The sequence below is a fragment of the Dactylosporangium sp. CA-139114 genome (genome assembly GCF_050955725.1).
In the GTDB taxonomy this organism is placed as follows: domain Bacteria; phylum Actinomycetota; class Actinomycetes; order Mycobacteriales; family Micromonosporaceae; genus Dactylosporangium.
This window is the reverse complement of record NZ_CP192080.1, coordinates 8,225,603-8,241,741: the sequence shown is the minus strand read 5'-3', so window position 1 is coordinate 8,241,741 and position 16,139 is coordinate 8,225,603. Positions and strand designations below refer to the sequence as shown.

At 74.2% G+C, this 16,139-nt stretch carries 16 protein-coding genes and 1 tRNA gene; 4 read left to right on the top strand and 13 right to left on the bottom strand.

Annotated features, from left to right (window positions below):
- Positions 1-141: 141 nt before the first annotated feature.
- Positions 142-756, bottom strand: a complete 615-nt coding sequence (locus ACQP2P_RS36805; protein WP_433608905.1) for a cysteine hydrolase — start codon at positions 754-756, stop codon at positions 142-144.
- A 74-nt stretch (positions 757-830) separates the two neighbouring features.
- Here ACQP2P_RS36805 and ACQP2P_RS36800 point away from each other — a divergent pair, with 74 nt between their 5' ends.
- The gene (locus ACQP2P_RS36800) at positions 831-1,661 is read left to right on the top strand and encodes a phosphoribosylaminoimidazolesuccinocarboxamide synthase (RefSeq protein ID WP_433608903.1); all 831 of its coding nucleotides are present in this window, start codon (positions 831-833) and stop codon (positions 1,659-1,661) included.
- A 9-nt stretch (positions 1,662-1,670) separates the two neighbouring features.
- Here the strand turns inward: ACQP2P_RS36800 and ACQP2P_RS36795 are convergent, their stop codons facing one another.
- Positions 1,671-2,594 (bottom strand): proteasome assembly chaperone family protein, encoded by a 924-nt coding sequence (locus tag ACQP2P_RS36795; RefSeq protein WP_433608901.1) that lies wholly within the window; start codon positions 2,592-2,594, stop codon positions 1,671-1,673.
- Positions 2,595-2,616: 22 nt separating this feature from the next.
- The gene (locus tag ACQP2P_RS36790; RefSeq protein ID WP_433608899.1) at positions 2,617-3,264 is read right to left on the bottom strand and encodes a TetR/AcrR family transcriptional regulator; all 648 of its coding nucleotides are present in this window, start codon (positions 3,262-3,264) and stop codon (positions 2,617-2,619) included.
- Between the two features lie 83 nt (positions 3,265-3,347).
- Between ACQP2P_RS36790 and ACQP2P_RS36785 the strand changes: the two genes are divergently transcribed.
- Both ACQP2P_RS36785 and ACQP2P_RS36780 read left to right on the top strand, forming a co-directional pair.
- Complete coding sequence (locus tag ACQP2P_RS36785; protein WP_433608897.1) at positions 3,348-4,277, top strand: SDR family oxidoreductase; 930 nt, start codon at positions 3,348-3,350, stop codon at positions 4,275-4,277.
- 8 nt (positions 4,278-4,285) lie between these two features.
- The gene (locus ACQP2P_RS36780) at positions 4,286-5,005 is read left to right on the top strand and encodes a TetR/AcrR family transcriptional regulator C-terminal domain-containing protein (RefSeq protein ID WP_433608895.1); all 720 of its coding nucleotides are present in this window, start codon (positions 4,286-4,288) and stop codon (positions 5,003-5,005) included.
- Positions 5,006-5,139: 134 nt separating this feature from the next.
- Here ACQP2P_RS36780 and ACQP2P_RS36775 read toward each other — a convergent pair whose 3' ends face one another.
- The 10 genes from ACQP2P_RS36775 to ACQP2P_RS36730 all read right to left on the bottom strand — a co-directional run bounded on the left by ACQP2P_RS36775 (position 5,140) and on the right by ACQP2P_RS36730 (position 12,789).
- On the bottom strand, positions 5,140-5,394 hold the full coding sequence (locus ACQP2P_RS36775) for a YqeB family protein (protein WP_433608893.1): 255 nt from the start codon (positions 5,392-5,394) through the stop codon (positions 5,140-5,142).
- Between the two features lie 67 nt (positions 5,395-5,461).
- Positions 5,462-6,649 (bottom strand): vWA domain-containing protein, encoded by a 1,188-nt coding sequence (locus ACQP2P_RS36770; protein WP_433608891.1) that lies wholly within the window; start codon positions 6,647-6,649, stop codon positions 5,462-5,464.
- A 221-nt stretch (positions 6,650-6,870) separates the two neighbouring features.
- On the bottom strand, positions 6,871-8,052 hold the full coding sequence (locus ACQP2P_RS36765; protein ID WP_433608889.1) for an AAA family ATPase: 1,182 nt from the start codon (positions 8,050-8,052) through the stop codon (positions 6,871-6,873).
- Positions 8,053-8,107: 55 nt separating this feature from the next.
- Entirely contained in the window at positions 8,108-9,223 is a 1,116-nt protein-coding gene (locus ACQP2P_RS36760) for a gala protein (protein WP_433608887.1), read from the bottom strand.
- A complete protein-coding gene (locus ACQP2P_RS36755) occupies positions 9,217-9,759 on the bottom strand; it encodes a hypothetical protein (protein WP_433608885.1) in 543 nt (180 codons plus the stop codon). The genes ACQP2P_RS36760 and ACQP2P_RS36755 overlap by 7 nt, the downstream gene beginning before the upstream one ends.
- Positions 9,760-9,789: 30 nt before the next feature.
- Positions 9,790-9,864, bottom strand: a tRNA-Met gene (locus ACQP2P_RS36750).
- An 88-nt stretch (positions 9,865-9,952) separates the two neighbouring features.
- Entirely contained in the window at positions 9,953-10,363 is a 411-nt protein-coding gene (locus ACQP2P_RS36745; RefSeq protein WP_433608883.1) for a VOC family protein, read from the bottom strand.
- 74 nt (positions 10,364-10,437) lie between these two features.
- The gene (locus ACQP2P_RS36740) at positions 10,438-10,899 is read right to left on the bottom strand and encodes a hypothetical protein (protein WP_433608881.1); all 462 of its coding nucleotides are present in this window, start codon (positions 10,897-10,899) and stop codon (positions 10,438-10,440) included.
- Positions 10,900-10,930: 31 nt separating this feature from the next.
- Positions 10,931-11,434 carry an RNA polymerase sigma factor gene (locus tag ACQP2P_RS36735; protein ID WP_433608879.1) on the bottom strand — a complete coding sequence of 168 codons (504 nt, stop codon included), beginning with the start codon at positions 11,432-11,434 and terminating at the stop codon, positions 10,931-10,933.
- Between the two features lie 188 nt (positions 11,435-11,622).
- Complete coding sequence (locus ACQP2P_RS36730) at positions 11,623-12,789, bottom strand: S8 family peptidase (protein ID WP_433608877.1); 1,167 nt, start codon at positions 12,787-12,789, stop codon at positions 11,623-11,625.
- Positions 12,790-12,908: 119 nt separating this feature from the next.
- On the opposite strand from ACQP2P_RS36730, the gene ACQP2P_RS36725 reads away from it, so the two are divergent.
- Positions 12,909-15,716 carry an FHA domain-containing protein gene (locus ACQP2P_RS36725; protein ID WP_433608875.1) on the top strand — a complete coding sequence of 936 codons (2,808 nt, stop codon included), beginning with the start codon at positions 12,909-12,911 and terminating at the stop codon, positions 15,714-15,716.
- Positions 15,717-16,139: the final 423 nt, after the last annotated feature.

Here is a 16,139-nt window from a genome sequence, read left to right as displayed (position 1 = left end):
CCCCGCCGCCGCGCACATCGGCCCTGGCTGCCGTGCCGGGTGCAGACAACTCCACCCCGGCCTCGGCATCCAGCGTCATTCTGCCCGGTCGCCGGGGCCGGGAGAGTGCTCGGTGTGACGGCCATCGACGCCGCCGCGCTCCTACGAAGCGGGCTGGATCCGGTCCGCGAAGTCGTCGGCCGACATCGGTGTCGAGAACATCGGGAAGTCGTACTTCAGCGCGTTGTCGTGCTCCTCCTGCGAGGTGGCCGCCACGCAGTCCTGCAGGGTGATCACCTGGTAGCCATGCTCGTAGCCGGTCCGCATCGTCGACTCGACGCAGCAGTTGGTGAGGAAGCCGCCGATGGCGATCGTGGTGATGCCCTTGCTGCGCAGGATGAAGTCGAGGTTGGTGCTGGCGAACGTGTCCAGCCCGCGCTTGCCTTCCACGACGATGTCCCCGGCCTGGGGCGCCAGCTCGTCGACGATCTGCGCGCCCCACTCGCCCTTGACGAACGCGTTGCCGTCCACGACGCCCTTGAGAATGCCGTACGGATGCGAGGTGATCTCGTTGTACCCGGGCGCGAAGGTGATCGGCGCGTGGATGATCGTCACCCCGGCGGCCCGGGCGGCGGCGACGGCCTTGCGCGTGTTGGCCATCATGCCGGTCTTGTCCATGACGCCCTGGACGGCGGCGTGGAACGCGCCGCCCTCGGAGACGAAGTCGTTCTGGTACTCGATGAGGACGATGGCGGTCTTCGCGGGATCGAGGGGCATGCTGGCCTCCGGCGGCGGTCGGCGACGTGGTCGTGACGCAGCTCACCCTACGCCGCTCCGATAGGCTCGACGCCGTGGAACTCCTGCATTCCGGCAAGGTCCGTGACGTGTACGCCGACGGCGACGACCTCATCCTCGTCGCCTCGGACCGGATCTCCGTCTACGACGTGGTGCTGCCGACGCCGATCCCGGACAAGGGCGCCGTGCTCACCCGGCTGTCCCTGTGGTGGTTCGAGCAGCTCGCCGACATCGTGCCCAACCACGTGATCTCCGCGACCGACGTGCCGGCCGAGTTCGCCGGGCGGGCGATCCGCTGCCAGCGGCTGGAGATGCTGCCGGTCGAGTGCATCGCGCGCGGCTACCTCGCGGGGCAGGGGCTGTCGGAGTACACGGCGCACGGTGCCGTGTCCGGCGTCGAGCTGCCGCCCGGGCTCGTCGAGGGGGACCGCCTGCCGGAGCCGGTCTTCACGCCGACGACCAAGGCCCCGGCCGGCGAGCACGACGCGTTCGTGACGTTCGGCGAGGTCACCGAGGAGATCGGCAAGGAGCTCGCGGAGGAGCTGCGGGAGCTCACGCTGCGGGTGTACTCGCGCGGAGCCGCCCTCGCCGCCGAGCGCGGGATCATCGTCGCCGACACCAAGCTCGAGTTCGGCCGCGACCGCACGGGCGCCGTGGTGCTGGGCGACGAGGTGCTCACCCCGGACTCGTCGCGCTTCTGGCCGCTGGACGAGTGGGAGCCGGGGCGCACCCAGTTCTCCTTCGACAAGCAGCAGGTGCGCGACTGGTCGCTGACCACCGGCTGGAACAAGACCGCTCCCGGGCCCGAGGTGCCGGACGACGTGGTCGCCCTGACCCGGGCCCGGTACGTGGAGGTCTACGAGCGCCTCACCGGCACCAGCTGGTAGGCCGCCGGTTCACAGGTTGGGCGGCTCGTCGCCCCGGCTCTGCTCGGCCAGGAACCGCTCCAGCTCCGCGCCGATCTCGTCCGCGGTCGGCAGCGGGGCGGGGGAGTCGGCCAGCAGGTTGTTGTTGCCGGTGCGGCCGCGGGTGAAGGCGTCGTACTGCTCCTCGAGCGCCCGCACCAGCGACGCGGCCTCGTCGGCCTGGGCGATCTGCACGTCGATCTCCGCGCGCACCGAGTCGGCCGCGGCGTGCAGCTCGTCCATCGGCACCCGCAGCCCGGTCGCGTCGGCCAGGCACGAGAGCAGCTTCTCCGCGGCGGCCGGGAACTCGGCCTGGGCCACGTAGTGCGGCACGTGCACCGCGAAGCCGAACGCGTCGCGGTCCTGCTGGCCGATGCGGTACTCCAGCAGGTTCCCGACGCTGCCCGGCACCTGCACCCGCTGCAGCCACGGCTCGAAGCCGGCGATGAGGTCCCGGCTGGTGCCGTGCGCGGTCACGCCGGTCGGGCGGGTGTGCGGCACGGCCATCGGGATCGCGGTGAGCCCGACCGTGGCCCGCACGTCGAAGCGCTCGATGAGCTCCAGCACGGCCGCGGTGAACCGCTCCCACTGCAGGTCGGGCTCGGGCCCGTCGAGCAGCAGGAACTCGGTGCCGGTGGCGTCGCGCAGCACCCGCAGCAGCAGCTGGGGCTGCTCGTAGTGCTCCCAGTGGTCCTCGACGAAGAGCATCGGGGGGCGCCGGCCGCGGTAGTCGTAGAGCTGATCGAGGTCGAACGTGGCGACCGTGCGCGCCGAGCCGACGCTGAGCAGGTGCTCGCGGGCGAGGCGGGTGGCGTTGCCGGCGTCCACGAAGCCCGTCAGCGCGTGCACGAGCACCGGCCGGTCGGCCGCCGGCGGATCATCGGTGAGCTCGTAAAGTTCGCTGGGGTTCAGCACCGCGAAGCGTCCCTTCCCTTTTTCAACCGTGCAACCCGGCCGTAGGTCCGATCATTCCATCCGCTGTCATCCAGGGGTTGGTGAGGATCGCGTAGACCAGTTCGTCCACGGCCGGCGTCAGCTCGGTGAACGACGGGCCGGCACCCGTGTACGGGTCGCAGACCTGCAGCATCATCTCGTGCACGCCGCCGACGAGGGCGATGGCCAGCAGCGGCGACAGGCGGGGGATGCCGGGGTCGGCGGCCCGGGCCCGCTCGATCACCTCTACCAGCGCGTCGGCGAAGCGGCGCTGCATCTGCTGGCGCAGCCGGAACGCCCGGGGGCCCGCCGCCTGGATCTCCACGAGCAGGGTCCGGGTGACGGCGGGCATGGTCTCCAGCGCGGTGAGGTACGCCGTCACCCCGCTGTTGATCATCTCCTTCCACGGGCGGCCGCCGGGCCCGGCGGCGCTGCGCACCACCTCGAGCAGGTGCTCGCAGCCCTGCGCGTAGAGGGCCATCAGGCAGGCTTCCTTGTCCGCGAAGTGCTCGTAGAACGTGCGCTTCGACACGCGCGCGTGCATGACGATGTCGGCGATCGTCGTGGCGGCGTAGCCCTTGGCGGCGATCGACTCGGCCAGCCCGCCCGTGAGGTCGGCGCGCAGCTCCTCGGCGGTCCTGGTGCTCGTCATGCGGTGGCCTTCACCTTTCGCGACAATGTCCCCGGGTGCTAGTTTGCCTGGTACTGAACGGTACCGCCGATGGGAGGCCCTCGGTGCAGCGCAAGAGCCTGTCCGGCCAGGTGGTGCTCATCACCGGCGCCGCCCGCGGCATCGGCGAACATACGGCGCGTGAGGCCGCCGCCCGCGGCGCCCGCGTCGCGCTGGTCGGGCTCGAGCCCGACCGGCTGGAGACGCTCGCCGGACAGCTCGGCGGGGTCTGGTTCGCCGCCGACGTCACCGACCAGGCCAGTATGGCGGCCGCGGTCGACGGGGTGATGAGCGCCTACGGCCGCATCGACGCCGTGGTGGCCAACGCGGGCGTCGCCAGCCGCGGCACGGTGGCCACCGGCGACATCGAGGCCCTCGTGCACACCGTCGAGGTCAACCTGGTCGGCGTCATGCGCACGACCGCCGCGTGCCTGCCACACCTCATCGCGGCCCGCGGCTACCTGCTCATCGTCGCCTCGGCCGCCTCGTTCGCGGCGCTGCCGGGGATGGCGCCGTACTGCGCCTCGAAGGCCGGCGTCGAGCACTTCGGCAACGCGGTGCGGCTGGAGGTGGCCCACCACGGCGTCGCCGTCGGCACCGCCCACCCGAGCTGGATCGACACCGACCTCGTCCGCGACGCCCAGGACGACCTGCCCGCGTTCAAGGACACGCTGCGGCGCCTGCCGCCCCCGCTGGGCTCGACCACGTCCGTCGAGCGCTGCGCGGCCGCCTTCGTCGACGCGCTGGAGCGCCGCCGCCGCAAGGTCTTCGTGCCCCGCGGCGTGATGCTCGCGTACTGGCTGCGCACCCTGCTCAACAGCCGCCTGGCCGAGCGGGTGGTCGAGTCGGGGGCCCGGCGCAGCGTCCCGCTCATGGAGGAGCAGGTCCGAGCGCTGGGCCGCGGCTTCGGCGCGCACACTGCGCTGCCGGTCGTCACCCGGCCGGCCGAACCCGGGGCCGAGCCCGGGTTCATCGCGAACCGCTATCACCGATAATCGAGTCCATGCCCCGACCGCCGATCTGGGCGCGCCCGGAGCCCGGTTCCCGCGCGCCCCGCTTCAGCCGCGAGCGCATCGCCGCCGCGGCCCTGGAGATCGCCGACGCCGAGGGCATCGAGGCGGTCTCGATGCGCAACGTGGCCGCGCGGCTCGGCGCGGGCACGATGACGCTCTACAACTACGTCGAGACCAAGGACGAGCTGGTCGAGCTCATGGACGACGCGCTCATGGCCGAGGCCGTGGTCGCCGAGGGCGAGCTGCCGGCGGGCTGGCGCGAGGCGACCGCGACCATCGCGCGGCGGACCTGGGCGGTGCTGTCGCGGCACCCGTGGGCGATCACGCTGCGCCCGGGCCCAGCGCTCGGGCCCAACGCCATGCTGCACTTCGAGCAGAGCCTCGCGGCCCTGGCCGGCACCGGGCTGGACAACGCGGGCCGGTTCGACGTGATCGCGATCGTCGACGCGTACGTCTTCGGCGCCGCCCTGCGCGCCGCGGAGGCCCGCGCGGAGCCCGACCCGGAGGTGGTGAAGGCCGTGGTGGCGTACGGGATGGAGCAGCTGGCGACCGGCCGCTACCCGCACACCGCGGGCCTGCTGGACGGCCACGAGCCGGGCTCGCCCGAGGTGGTCGGCCCCGCCACGGGCCCCGACGCGGTGGCGGCGCAGTTCGAGCGGGGCCTGCAGGCGGTCCTCGACGGGGTGGCGGGCCTGATCCAGTCGGGCTGATCAGTCGTGCTGATCCAGTCGTGCGACTCGTGCACCAGGATCGCCACCTGGACCCGGTTCGTGCAGCCCGGCTTGGCCGGGATACCGTCGCCACGCTCATGCTGCACGGCCGCGACGGTCGCGCACTCGGCTCGTCACGACTGCACCAGCGGTCGCCAGTGCTGCACGGCCCCGACGTCGCGCCCGGTGAAGCCGAGCTTGTGCGGCTCGTCGGCGTCGGCGGCACGCTTGTTCTCCAGCGCCTTGGCCCGCGCGGCCGGCCCCCCGAACGGTACCCACGGCAGCGACAGCAACCACCGAGCCGCGATCGGCAGCCCCCACCCGAGCAGCCCCCCGGCGAGCACGACAACCCGGTCCCCGCGCGTCAGCCCCAGCTCGTGATCAGCCATGACACCCACGCTAGGCAGCCGCCGCGGTGGGGGACAGTCGCCAGAAGCAGCCGCCGGTGCCACGGGCTCAGCCGTCCCTGATGTGGATCGTCTCGACCCAGGGCGGAGTGTCCGGGGGATCGGGGCCGATCAGGCCGGCGATCAGGCGGCAGCCCGCGGGCTCGTCCGGCCACGGGGTCAGGCCGTCGGTCAGCACGACGATGATGTTCGGGGGCTCGGGGCCGCGCCGCGCGCGCTCGATGCCCACGCGCATGTCGGTCCCGCCGCCCCCGCTCAGCCGGACCTGGTCCGCCTTCGTCACCCGCGTCACGGCCCGCACGTCGGCGTCGCAGGCCAGGACCGTGACGCGGTTGCCGCGAATGCCCACGGCGCGCAGCACGCCGGTGACCTCGGCCAGGCACGACGCGAGCTGGTCGTCGCCCATCGAGCCCGAGGTGTCGACGACGATCGCGACGCGCGGCAGGGGCTGGCGCAGGCTCGGCAGGACGACCCCGCGCAGCGCGGCGCTGCGCCGGCCCGGGCGCGCATACGTGTAGTCGACCGCCCCGCTCGCCCACACCACGGCCTGGCGCAGCGCGCCGGTGAGCAGGCGGCGCCAGTCGACGGTCGGCTCGGCGATCTCGTCGGCCCACCGCCGCCAGCCGAACGGGACGGTGCCGCGGGCCCGCACGTGCCCCCGGATGGCGTCGGCCGTCGTGCGGCGGATGGCGCCCGCCTCCACCTCGGGCACCGCGGGCGCGCCGCCGGCCCCGACCTCGCCCGGCACCGGCATGCCGTGCGCGCCCGAGCCGCACTGCACGTGCAGGGCGTGCGTGTGCGCAATGCCGGCCAGATACTCCTCGAAGAGCCGCCCCGTCGCCAGCCCGAACGTCGAGGGCTCCACGCGGCTCGCCGGCAGCGGCAGCCCGTCGGCGATCAGGTCGTCGTTGATCTCGCAGTCCTGCGCCAGGTTGACCCGCAGGTGGTCGTCGCGGTCCACGTGCCGCAGCCGGCCGGCCCGGCCGTGGTGGTCCCGCAGCAGGTGCGCGACCTCGTGCACCCAGACCCCGGCCAGCTCCTCGACGGGGTGCGCGGCCACGAAGTCCGGGTTCGCGTACAGCCTCCAGTGCTGATCCACGCCCATCGTCGACAGGTGCCAGGAGGGCACCACGGACAGCGCGTACATCGCCGAGGCGAGGTACGGCCGCAGCTTGGCCGCCCGATACCGCCCCGCGAGCAGCTTCGTCCTGTCCAGCGCGAGCCGCGCGGCCGGCACCGCCGCGAACACCCCTGCCGCGCCCCCGCCCCCGCCCGCCGCCTCCGCTGGTTCCGCGCCGGCTGCCGTTTCTGGTCCCGCGCCGGCCGTTTCTGGTCCCGCGCCGGCCGATTCTGGTTCCGCGCCGGCCGATTCTGGTCCCGCGCCCGCCGTCTCTGCGGGTTCTGCCCGCGCCGCCGCTGGTTCCGCGTCCCCCGGCCGCGACGAGGGCGACTCCGAGGTCATCGCTGCATCGCCCCCGACAGCCGCAGGATGTCCACGAACGCGTCGATCGTCTCCGGCACCGGCCAGGACTTCTCGCGCATGGCCGCCAGGTCGGCCGCGGCCCGGGCCGCCACGTCCGGCACCCCCGCCTCGACCGCCTTGGCGAGCACCGCCCACGCCGCCTCCCACCGGGGCCGCGACACGTCCGACTGCACCGCCGAGACGATCGCGGTGAGGAAGGCGAGCTGCCGGTCCCCGCGCTCCGGCAGCGCGAACGCGTCGGGGTTGGCCAGGACCCGGTTGGGGTCGGGCAGGTCGAGCTCGTCGAGGTAGGTGATGAACTCCAGGCCGGCGCCGTCGCCGATCGCGCCGATCAGCGCCGTCGCCAGGGCCTCCCGAGAGGCGTCGCCGGCCAGGGCGAAGGTGAGCAGCCGCAGCGCCATCTCCCAGGTGCGCGGGGACGGCCAGGCGCCGCCGCGGCCCTCGGCGTCGGCGGGCAGGTGGTGGGTCAGGCCGGGGCGGGCGGTGAGGAAGCCCGACAGCGTGCCGCGGGCGCGGGCCAGCGCGGACGCGGCCCGGCGCGGGTCGATGCGCGGAATGTCGGCGGTGGGCCAGGTGCCGGCCAGTCCGCGGGCGACGACGGCGGGGTCGTGGGTCCAGCGCAGGTGCACGAACCGGTTGGCCAGCGGTGGGCTGAGGTGCCAGCCGTCGGCGGCGCTGGCCGGCGGGTTGGCCGCGGCGACCACGCGCACCCCCGGCGGGAGCTCGAGGCTGCCGACCCGGCGCTCGAGCACGACCCGCAGCAGGGCCGCCTGCACCGCGGGCGGGGCCGAGGACAGCTCGTCGAAGAAGACCAGGCCGACGCCGCTGCGGGTGAGCCGGATCGCCCAGTCCGGCGGGGCCATCGGCACGCCCTGGGTCGCGGGGTCGTCGCCGACGACGGGCAGGCCGGCGAAGTCGGAGGGCTCGTGGATGCTCGCGATGACGGTCTCCATCGGCACCCCGAGCCGGTCGGCGAGCTGCTGCAGCGCGGAGGACTTGCCGATGCCCGGCTCGCCCCACAGGAGCACCGGCAGGTTGGCCGCCACGGCCAGGGCGAGGGCCTCGAGCTGCACGTCGTCGCGCCGCTCCACGCGGGTGGCGCGGGTCGCGGCGAGCAGTTCGTCCGCGGCGGCGAGCAGGTTCAGGGCCTCCGTCATGCCCGCGAGAGTAGCGGGGAGGTACGACAGTTTTCCGGGGGAAAGACGGGTGCTGCTAGCGGTACACGCTGAGGATCTCGCTCGCCAGGGGCGGCTCGCCACCGGGCAGAAGCTGGGCGAGCGCGCGCTTGACGCGCCGCGGCACATCGGGCCCGAGCGTCAGCCGCCGCAGCGCCGTCCGGCCGGTCTCGACCGCGGCGAGCAGCGCCTTGGCCCCGCGCCCGCGAATGCCCGTGTGCCGCAGGTCGAGGCGGCGCAGCGGGCTGCCGGGCAGCGCCTCGGCGAGCAGCCGCGCGCCCGGGTCGCCGATCGTGTTGTCGGTGGCGCCCAGCACCCGCAGCGACTGCGGCCGGCTCAGGTCCAGCGCCTCCAGCGCGGACAGCCGGGCCGCGACCGGGGCGGCGTCGGTCAGCCCGTTGCCGCCCAGGCCCAGGGTGCCGCCGCCGACGACCCCGTCCATGAGCACCCGGACGCCGGCGTCGCCGAGCCGGTTCGCCGCGAGGAACAGGTCGGTCACGCCGCAGCCGGTGAGCAGGCGCGACAGCAGCGGCGCGGCCGACGGCCCGAGCCCGTTGCCGCCGAGGAAGACCCGCGTCACGGGCCGCTCCCGCGCGCCGAGGGCGTCGGCGAGCAGCGCCAGGCCGGCGTCGGTGAGCCCGGTGTTGACGAGGTCGAGGGTGGTGAGGGCGGTGTTCGTGCGCAGCATCGCGGCCAGCGCGGCGATCCCGTCGTCGCCGAGCGGGTTGCGCTTGAGCCACAGCGCGGTCACGGTGTCGTCGCCGGCGAGCCGCTCGAACAGTGGTTCCGCGCCGCCCGCGTCGATGGCGTTGCAGCCGAGGTACAGCGTCCGCACGCCGTGCCCGGGCGCGAGCGACGCGGCGAGCGCGGCGGCCCCGGGCGCCCCGAGGCCGTTCGTGCCGAGCAGCAGGTGTACCGCATGACCCGACCCGACCACCCGATCCAGCACCCGGCTCACGCCGTCCGCGCCGAGGCCCTGCTTGCACAGGTCGAGCCGCCCGTCGGGCTGCAGCGTGCCGAGCGGGAAGCGCTCGGTCGCGGCCACCCCGGACGGGTCGGACAGCCGCGCCAGCAGCGGTTCGAGCAGGGTCGGATCAGCCGGCGGTACCGTCGGGGCCGCCAGCACGGGACACGAGATCTCGACCTCTACCACTGCACCGCCCGGTAGTCCTCGAGGAAGACATCGTGCACGCCCGGCACGATCGGGTCGTGGACGCGCGCGGTCCCGTCCACCGCGTCCAGCGGCACCGGGAACCCCCGCTCGCGCAGGGCCTCCCGGGTCGTGTGCGGCCGCGCGCCGGTGACGTGGATGCCGGTGAGCAGCGCGCGCCGCCCGGGCAGGTCGGCCCCGGCGTGCCGCCGGGCGGTGGTGCTCGTGGCGCACTCGGCGCACATCTGCGGGTACGACGGCGGAACCTCGCGGCAGGGCGACTCGCACGCGTAGCGCCGGCGCGCCCGCGGCAGCACCTCGGCGCCTTGCGGGTCCGGCGGCCGCGCGGGGTCACCGGTCCGTGGCTGCGTCACCAGGCGCCGGTCGTGCTCGCCGGTCGCCGCGCGCCGCTCCGCCGTGCGCCGCTGCTTGCGCGCCCGGTACGCCTTGCCGACCGCCGCCACGACCCGCTCGCCGGCGTCGTCGACCGCGGCCGCCACCCGCGGGCAGGCCTCGACGTCATCGGGGTCGAGCGGCACCGCCGTATGGTAGCCGCCCGCGCGAAGGCGGCGGACCGGCCGGAGTCGAACCGGCGTCCTCACCGATTATGAGTCGGCGCGCGACGACCTCTGCGCTACGGCCCACCGCGCCCAGCAGCCTGTGCGAGCGGCCGGACCGGCGGGCCGAGCGGGTCCGGCCGAGGCGAGCGGGTCCGGCCGAGGCGAGCGCGACCTACAGCGACGGCACCGACGCGAAGCTGACCGTCCGGATCCGCGGCTGGTAGAGCTGGTGCAGCACGAAGGTGTTCCCGTCCGGGTCGGCGAAGCTCGTGACCCGCGAGAACGGCCCCTCCTCGATCGGGGACTCGAAGACGATCCCGCGCTCGGAGAGCTCCTCGTAGGTCTTCTCGATGTCGTCGGTGTCGAGCACGATCCCGCGCAGCGATCCGGCCGGCATCGACTCGAACCAGGTGACCAGCGTGAACGACGTCTGGCCGTGCTTCGGGGCGACCTCGACCCAGCGGCGGTCGCCCTCGTCGTTGTCGCTGATCAGCTCCCAGCCGAGGGCGTTGAGGTAGAAGTCGCGGGCCCGGTCCTGGTCGGTCACGGGAATGGACACGATCTGCACGTGGTCGATGGGCATGGCCGGCTCCTCGCAGCGTCGCGGCACCTTTTCCGCGACCGTACCCGCTGTGACCAGGGGCTTTGCGAGGAATTCTACAATTGCACCCATTCTGTGCGGACCGGTACGAATGCCCCCTCGACCTCAGGCTCGCAGCGCAGCCGCACGGGGCCGGTCGCGACCCCCTCGAACCGGAAGCGGCCCTCGTCGTCGGCCGACGTCTCGTGCGACCCGGCCGGCGACTCCACGACGACCTTGGCCGCGACCACCGGGGCCAGCTCGCCGACCACGTCCACGCCGCCCGGGCGCGCGGTCACCTGGACGTCGATGGTCAGGGCGCCGCTGAAGAACGTCAGCACTCGCGGGGTTCCGCCGCGAATCCCGCCCCGCACGGCGATGAGCCGGTCCAGCGAGTCGCGGGTCAGCGCGGCCAGCGCCGCGTCCGGATCGCGCCAGGACAGGCTCGCCCGGGCGGCCGCCAGCACGTTCGGCGGCACCGGGTCGCGCCGGCCGGCGATGTCACGCAAAGAGCTCAGCACCTCTTCCTCCCCGATCATCGGGTCGGCCCTGCGCAGCCGCGGTGGGTGGTCATATCGAAGTCGCCAATCGTCGGCGCAGCGTGCCCAGGCAGCGCTTGCGAGTCGGACCGATACTGCCGATCGGCACGTCGAGCGCGGCCGAGACCTCGGCGTAGCTCGGCGGGGGATCGGCGATGAGCACCCGCAGCAGCTGCTGGCACTGGCGGGACAGGGTCTGGAACTCCTGCCAGAGCATGGCGTCGCGCTCGTCGCGCAGGACGCCCGCGTCCGGCTCCTCCTCGACCGGATCCACGCCGGCCGGGGCGCCGCCCAGGGTCTCCACGAAGTCACCGGCCGCCCCCGCCGGCACGTCGCGCCCGCTCTTGCGCAGCAGCGCGATCGCCTCGCGGCGGGCGGTGGTCGCCAGCCAGGAGCCGAGCTTGTCGGCCTCCCGCACGGCGTCGACGTGCTCCACCAGCCGCAGCCACGTCGCCTGGCTCACGTCCGCGGCGTCGGACTGGCCGAGCTGGAAGCTGCGCGCCACCGACCAGACCAGGTTGGCGTACCTGTCCACAATGGACTCCCACGCCTGCTGATCCCCGGCCGAAGCAGCCCGCAGAAGTGCGGCATTCTCGTGTTCACCGGGACTTTCGGGGTCGGCCATGGCTCCGAAGGGTAGCACCGTGACCACCGGGCGACGGGGCGCGGCGACCAGCGTGCCGCACCCCGTCACCACCCTCCCCCTGGTGTGATGCATGGCCCTCACGCCACCCCCGCGTAACGGCCGTAGCGCAGCCCCGCCCCCGCCACGACCGACTGCGCCGCCAGCCCGGCCGAGCCGGACTCCGGCAGCGCGTCGGCGATCGCCGCGGCGACATACGGCGCCGCGAACGAGGTGCCGCTCCACCGGGCCCAGCCGTCCGGGAAACCCTCGTGGTGCACATACGTGCTGAGCACGTCGGCCCCCGGCGCCGCGAGCGTCACCCACGGCCCGGTGTTGCTCCAGTTGCAGATGCGCCGGCCGTCGTGGGCGGCGACCGCGACCACGCGCCGCCGCCACGGCGCGCCCGTCCCGGCGTACGCGGCCGGCCAGAACGGCCGGTCGTGCTGGCCGTCGTTGCCGGCCGCCGCCACGACCACCCGGTCACCGCTCGTCAGCAGCTGCGCCAGCGCCGCCGTGAGCAGGACCGGTGGCCGGTCGTCGAGCGAGTATCCCCCCAGCGAGAGGTTGATGATCGGATCGTCGCCCGCCCGCCGGAGGGCCGCGACCAGGTCGCTCTCCCGGCACACCCCGAACGTGTCGACGATCCGCACCACTCTCGGCCGCACCCGCCGCGACCGGCCCAGCATCACCCCGGCGACGAAGTTCGCATGCCCGGCGTCGCCCTGGCGCACCCCCGCGCCGTCGTCCCCGGGCTCGAAGTCTTCGGTGACGTACCGCTCCTTCGGCAACGGGCTGTTCAGCCACACCCCGGTGTCCAGCACCAGGACCCTCACCCCGCCGGTCCCCTCCACCGGCGGGGTCAGCGCACCGGGCGGCGCGGGGCGCGGTGGCCCGTACGCTCCGGCGTGCGCGAACGGTGTCGAGACGAAGACGTGGTTCGGCGCGGCGGCCACCCTCGGGTCCCCGGCCGCCTCCGCCTGCACGCGCACGCGCCGGGCGGCTCGCGCGACGTCCAGGCCGGGCAGCCGCACCCGCCGGAAGCCGTCCGGGACATCCCCCTCCTCAACGATGTCCCGGGCGTCGAAGCCCTGCTCGGCGAACGCCTGGCGCGCGGTGCCGAAGTGATCCGCCCGCACGACGAGCTCGTCGGCGACGAAGCGCACCGGCGTGCCGTCCGCCCGGTCCTCGCGGCGCACCCACGGCAGCCCGGCCAGTCGCCGGGCGCGCCGGGAGCGCCACTCGTCCGGACGTGCGTCCGCGGCCATCGGGGCTCCTCCTCACCGTGCCGTCTTCGTTCTCGACACACATGAGGACCGCGACAGTTGTCCTGATACAAACCCACCCCGACTTCTTTCTGTCATACCCCCACGGCATGATGAGCGCCGTGGCGAGCATCGATCAGCGCACGGTCACCCGGGAGCTCACGGTCCTCGAGGTGACCAGCGGCGACAAGCAGGCGACCGTCCGCCCGGACGACACCGTGACCATAGGTCGCGACGCCGCCAACGACCTGGTGATCGAGGGCAACCTGATCTCCCGGCGGCACGCCGAGGTCATCTGGAACGACGACGGCTGGTTCCTGCGCGACCTCGACAGCCGCAACGGCACCTTCGTCGGCGGCGAGCGGGCGGCCTTCGTCGCCGCCACCGACGGCGGCGAGGTCCACCTCGGCTCGGCCGACGGCCCGAAGATCACGTTCCGGGTGAAGACGATCACCGAGCAGCTGCCCGTCGAGCCCTCGCCGCCGCAGCGCGAGGCGACCCGGCACGAGGTCGAGGCCGGGCGCATCCGCATCGGCCGCGGCGCCGACAACGACATCGTGCTGAGCGACCTGCGCAGCTCCCGCAACCACGCCGAGCTGCGCCGGACCGCGACCGGCGGCTTCGAGGTCGTCGACCTCGGCAGCCGCAACGGCACGTTCCACAACGGCAAGCAGGTCGCCCGCGAGGACATGCGGCCCGGCGACCTGATCTCGATCGGCAAGCACGAGTTCATCTTCGACGGCGCCCGGCTGCACGAGTTCGAGGACGCCGGCCCGTCCTCGCTCATCGCCGACGACCTCACGGTGCGCATCAAGGATGCGGTGCTGCTCGATGACGTCAGCTTCGCGCTGGCCGAGGGCAGCCTGCTCGCCGTCATCGGCCCCTCCGGCTGCGGCAAGTCCACGCTCGTCAAGGCCGTCGCCGGGCTGCGCCCCGCGACCCAGGGCACGGTGCGCTACGACGGCCGCGACCTCTACGCCGACTACGCCGAGCTGCGCTACCGCATCGGCATGGTGCCACAGGACGACGTGCTGCACCGCCAGCTCACCGTGCGCCGGGCCCTGCGCTTCGCCGCCGCCCTGCGCTTCGCCGACGACGTGCCGCGCAAGGAGCGCCGGGCCAAGGTCGCCGAGGTGCTCGAGACGCTCAACCTGACCGAGCGGGCCAAGCAGCGCATCGACAGCCTCTCCGGCGGCCAGCGCAAGCGCGTCTCGGTGGCCCTGGAGCTGCTCACCGAGCCGTCCCTGCTCTTCCTCGACGAGCCCACATCCGGCCTCGACCCGGCCCTGGACAAGGAGGTCATGGAGGAGCTGCGGGAGCTCGCGGACAAGGGCCGCACCGTCGCCGTCGTCACGCACAACGTCATGCACCTCGACCTCACCGACCGCGTGCTCGTGCTCACCGTCGGCGGCCGGATGGGCTACTTCGGGCCGCCCGGCGAGCTGCTGGAGTTCTTCGGCGCCGAGGACTACGCCGAGGTGTTCCGCGAGGTCACGAAGAACGCGGAGCACTGGACCCGCAAGTACCGTTCGTCCGAGCTCTACACGCGATACGTCACCGAGCAGATCGCCGAGGCCCCGCCCCCGAAGCCGGAGGTGGTGGAGCAGGTCACCGTGCCGGCCCAGCGGGTCGCCTCCGCCGGCGCACACGTGCCCTCGGCCCCGGCCGCTCCCGCGGCTGCGGCTCCTTCCGGGGCTGCGGCTCCTTCCGCGGGTGCGGCTCCTTCCGCGGCTGGGCCCGCGTCTCCGGTCGCGTCCTCGGGCGCGTCAGCGGGGTCGGCCGGTGACACGGCGGCGCTCGGGGAGTCCACGGCCGAGCAGGAGATGCCGCCCCGCCCCTCGGACCGTCTCGAGTCGCCGACCGCGGAGCAGCGGATGCCCGCCCGGCCCGCGTCCGCCGGTCCTGCGCCGGGCCCCTCCCCGGCGGCGGCGGCCCAGCCCGCGGCGGCCGGATCGGCGGTGGCGCAGTCGGCGGCGGCCGGATCGGCGGCGGGTCAGTCGGCGGTGGCCCGGTCGGTGGCGGGTCAGTCGGCGGTGGGCCGGACGGACAAGGCGGTCGGGCGGGCCCGGGTGAAGCTCGGCGGTGCGTCGCTGCGCAGCCGGGCACTGCACCCCGCGGCCCCGCTCCGCCAGTTCCTCACCCTGTGCCTGCGCATGCTGTGGGTGATCGGTGCCGACCGCGGCCTGAGCGTGTTCATGATCGGCCTGCCGCTGGCCCTGGCCCTGCTCACCCGCACGGTGCCGGGGGACAACGGGCTTGCCCCGGGCCTGCTCAAGTACAGCCTGGAGGCGCAGCGGCTGCTGGTCGTGCTCGCGGTCGGCGCCGCGTTCCTGGGCACGGCCGCGGCCATTCGCGAGCTGGTCAACGAGAGCACGATCTACAAGCGCGAGCGGGCGGTCGGGCTCTCGGCCGGCGCCTACCTCGCCTCCAAGGTCTTCGTGTTCGCGCTGATCATCATCGTGCAGACCGCGCTGTTCACCTGGCTCGCGCTGCTGGGCAAGAACCCGCCGAAGGACCCGCTGATCTTCCCGAAGCACTGGCTGGTGGAGATCACGATCCCGGTGGCCATGGTCGCGCTCGCCTCGATGGCGTTCGGCCTGCTGGTCAGCGCGCTGGTCAAGACGACCGAGCAGACGACGCCGGTGCTGGTGGTCGTGGTGATGGCCCAGCTCGTGCTCTCCGGCGGCCTCTTCGAGCTCGACGGGCAGAACGTCCTGGAGCAGATCTCGTGGCTCTTCCCGACCCGCTGGGGCCTGGCCGCGGGCGCGTCCACGGTGGACCTGCAGTCGATGATCCCGTTCAAGGACGCGCTGTGGGAGCACACCACCGGGGCCTGGTGGCGCTCGGTGCTCATCCTGTTCGTGCAGATCGCGCTGCTGATCGGCCTGGCCCGGCTGGCCCTGCGCCGCTCGGAACCCGGCCGCCAGTAGGACCGCTCGCGCCGGGCCGCCGCCGCGAGCAGGACCGCTCACGGCCGGGACGCGGCCGCTCACGCCGGGGGCGCGGCTACTGACGCCGGGACGCGGCTGCTCAGGCCGGGACGCGGCTGCTCAGGCCGGGACGCGACCGCTCACGCTGGGGCGGCCGCTCGCGCTGGGGATGCGGCTGCTCAGGGTGGGGTGCGGCTGCTCACGCCGAGGCGCGGCCGCTCACGCTGGGGGCGCGGCTGCGCAGACTGGGGCGGGGCTGCTCAGGCTGGGGGCGCGGCTGGTCGGGCCTGGGCGCGGCTACTCACGACGAGGCCCGGCCGCGGCATCGAGGCCTGGCCGCCGTGCCGGGCGATACCCAGGCTGTCGAAGGCGGTCCGGCCGCTGCCCCGGCTGTCGAAGGCGGCCCGGCCGCTGCTCGTGATG

Excerpts from the sequence above, each read along its gene's own strand:
- ACQP2P_RS36805 (WP_433608905.1), bottom strand. The coding sequence starts at position 756 with ATGCCCCTCGATCCCGCGAAGACCGCCATCGTCCTCATCGAGTACCAG.
- ACQP2P_RS36730 (WP_433608877.1), bottom strand. The coding sequence starts at position 12,789 with ATGGCCGCGGACGCACGTCCGGACGAGTGGCGCTCCCGGCGCGCCCGG.
- ACQP2P_RS36745 (WP_433608883.1), bottom strand. The coding sequence starts at position 10,363 with ATGCCCATCGACCACGTGCAGATCGTGTCCATTCCCGTGACCGACCAG.
- ACQP2P_RS36765 (WP_433608889.1), bottom strand. The coding sequence starts at position 8,052 with ATGACGGAGGCCCTGAACCTGCTCGCCGCCGCGGACGAACTGCTCGCC.
- ACQP2P_RS36790 (WP_433608899.1), bottom strand. The coding sequence starts at position 3,264 with ATGACGAGCACCAGGACCGCCGAGGAGCTGCGCGCCGACCTCACGGGC.
- ACQP2P_RS36775 (WP_433608893.1), bottom strand. The coding sequence starts at position 5,394 with ATGGCTGATCACGAGCTGGGGCTGACGCGCGGGGACCGGGTTGTCGTG.
- ACQP2P_RS36780 (WP_433608895.1), top strand. The coding sequence starts at position 4,286 with ATGCCCCGACCGCCGATCTGGGCGCGCCCGGAGCCCGGTTCCCGCGCG.
- ACQP2P_RS36740 (WP_433608881.1), bottom strand. The coding sequence starts at position 10,899 with ATGATCGGGGAGGAAGAGGTGCTGAGCTCTTTGCGTGACATCGCCGGC.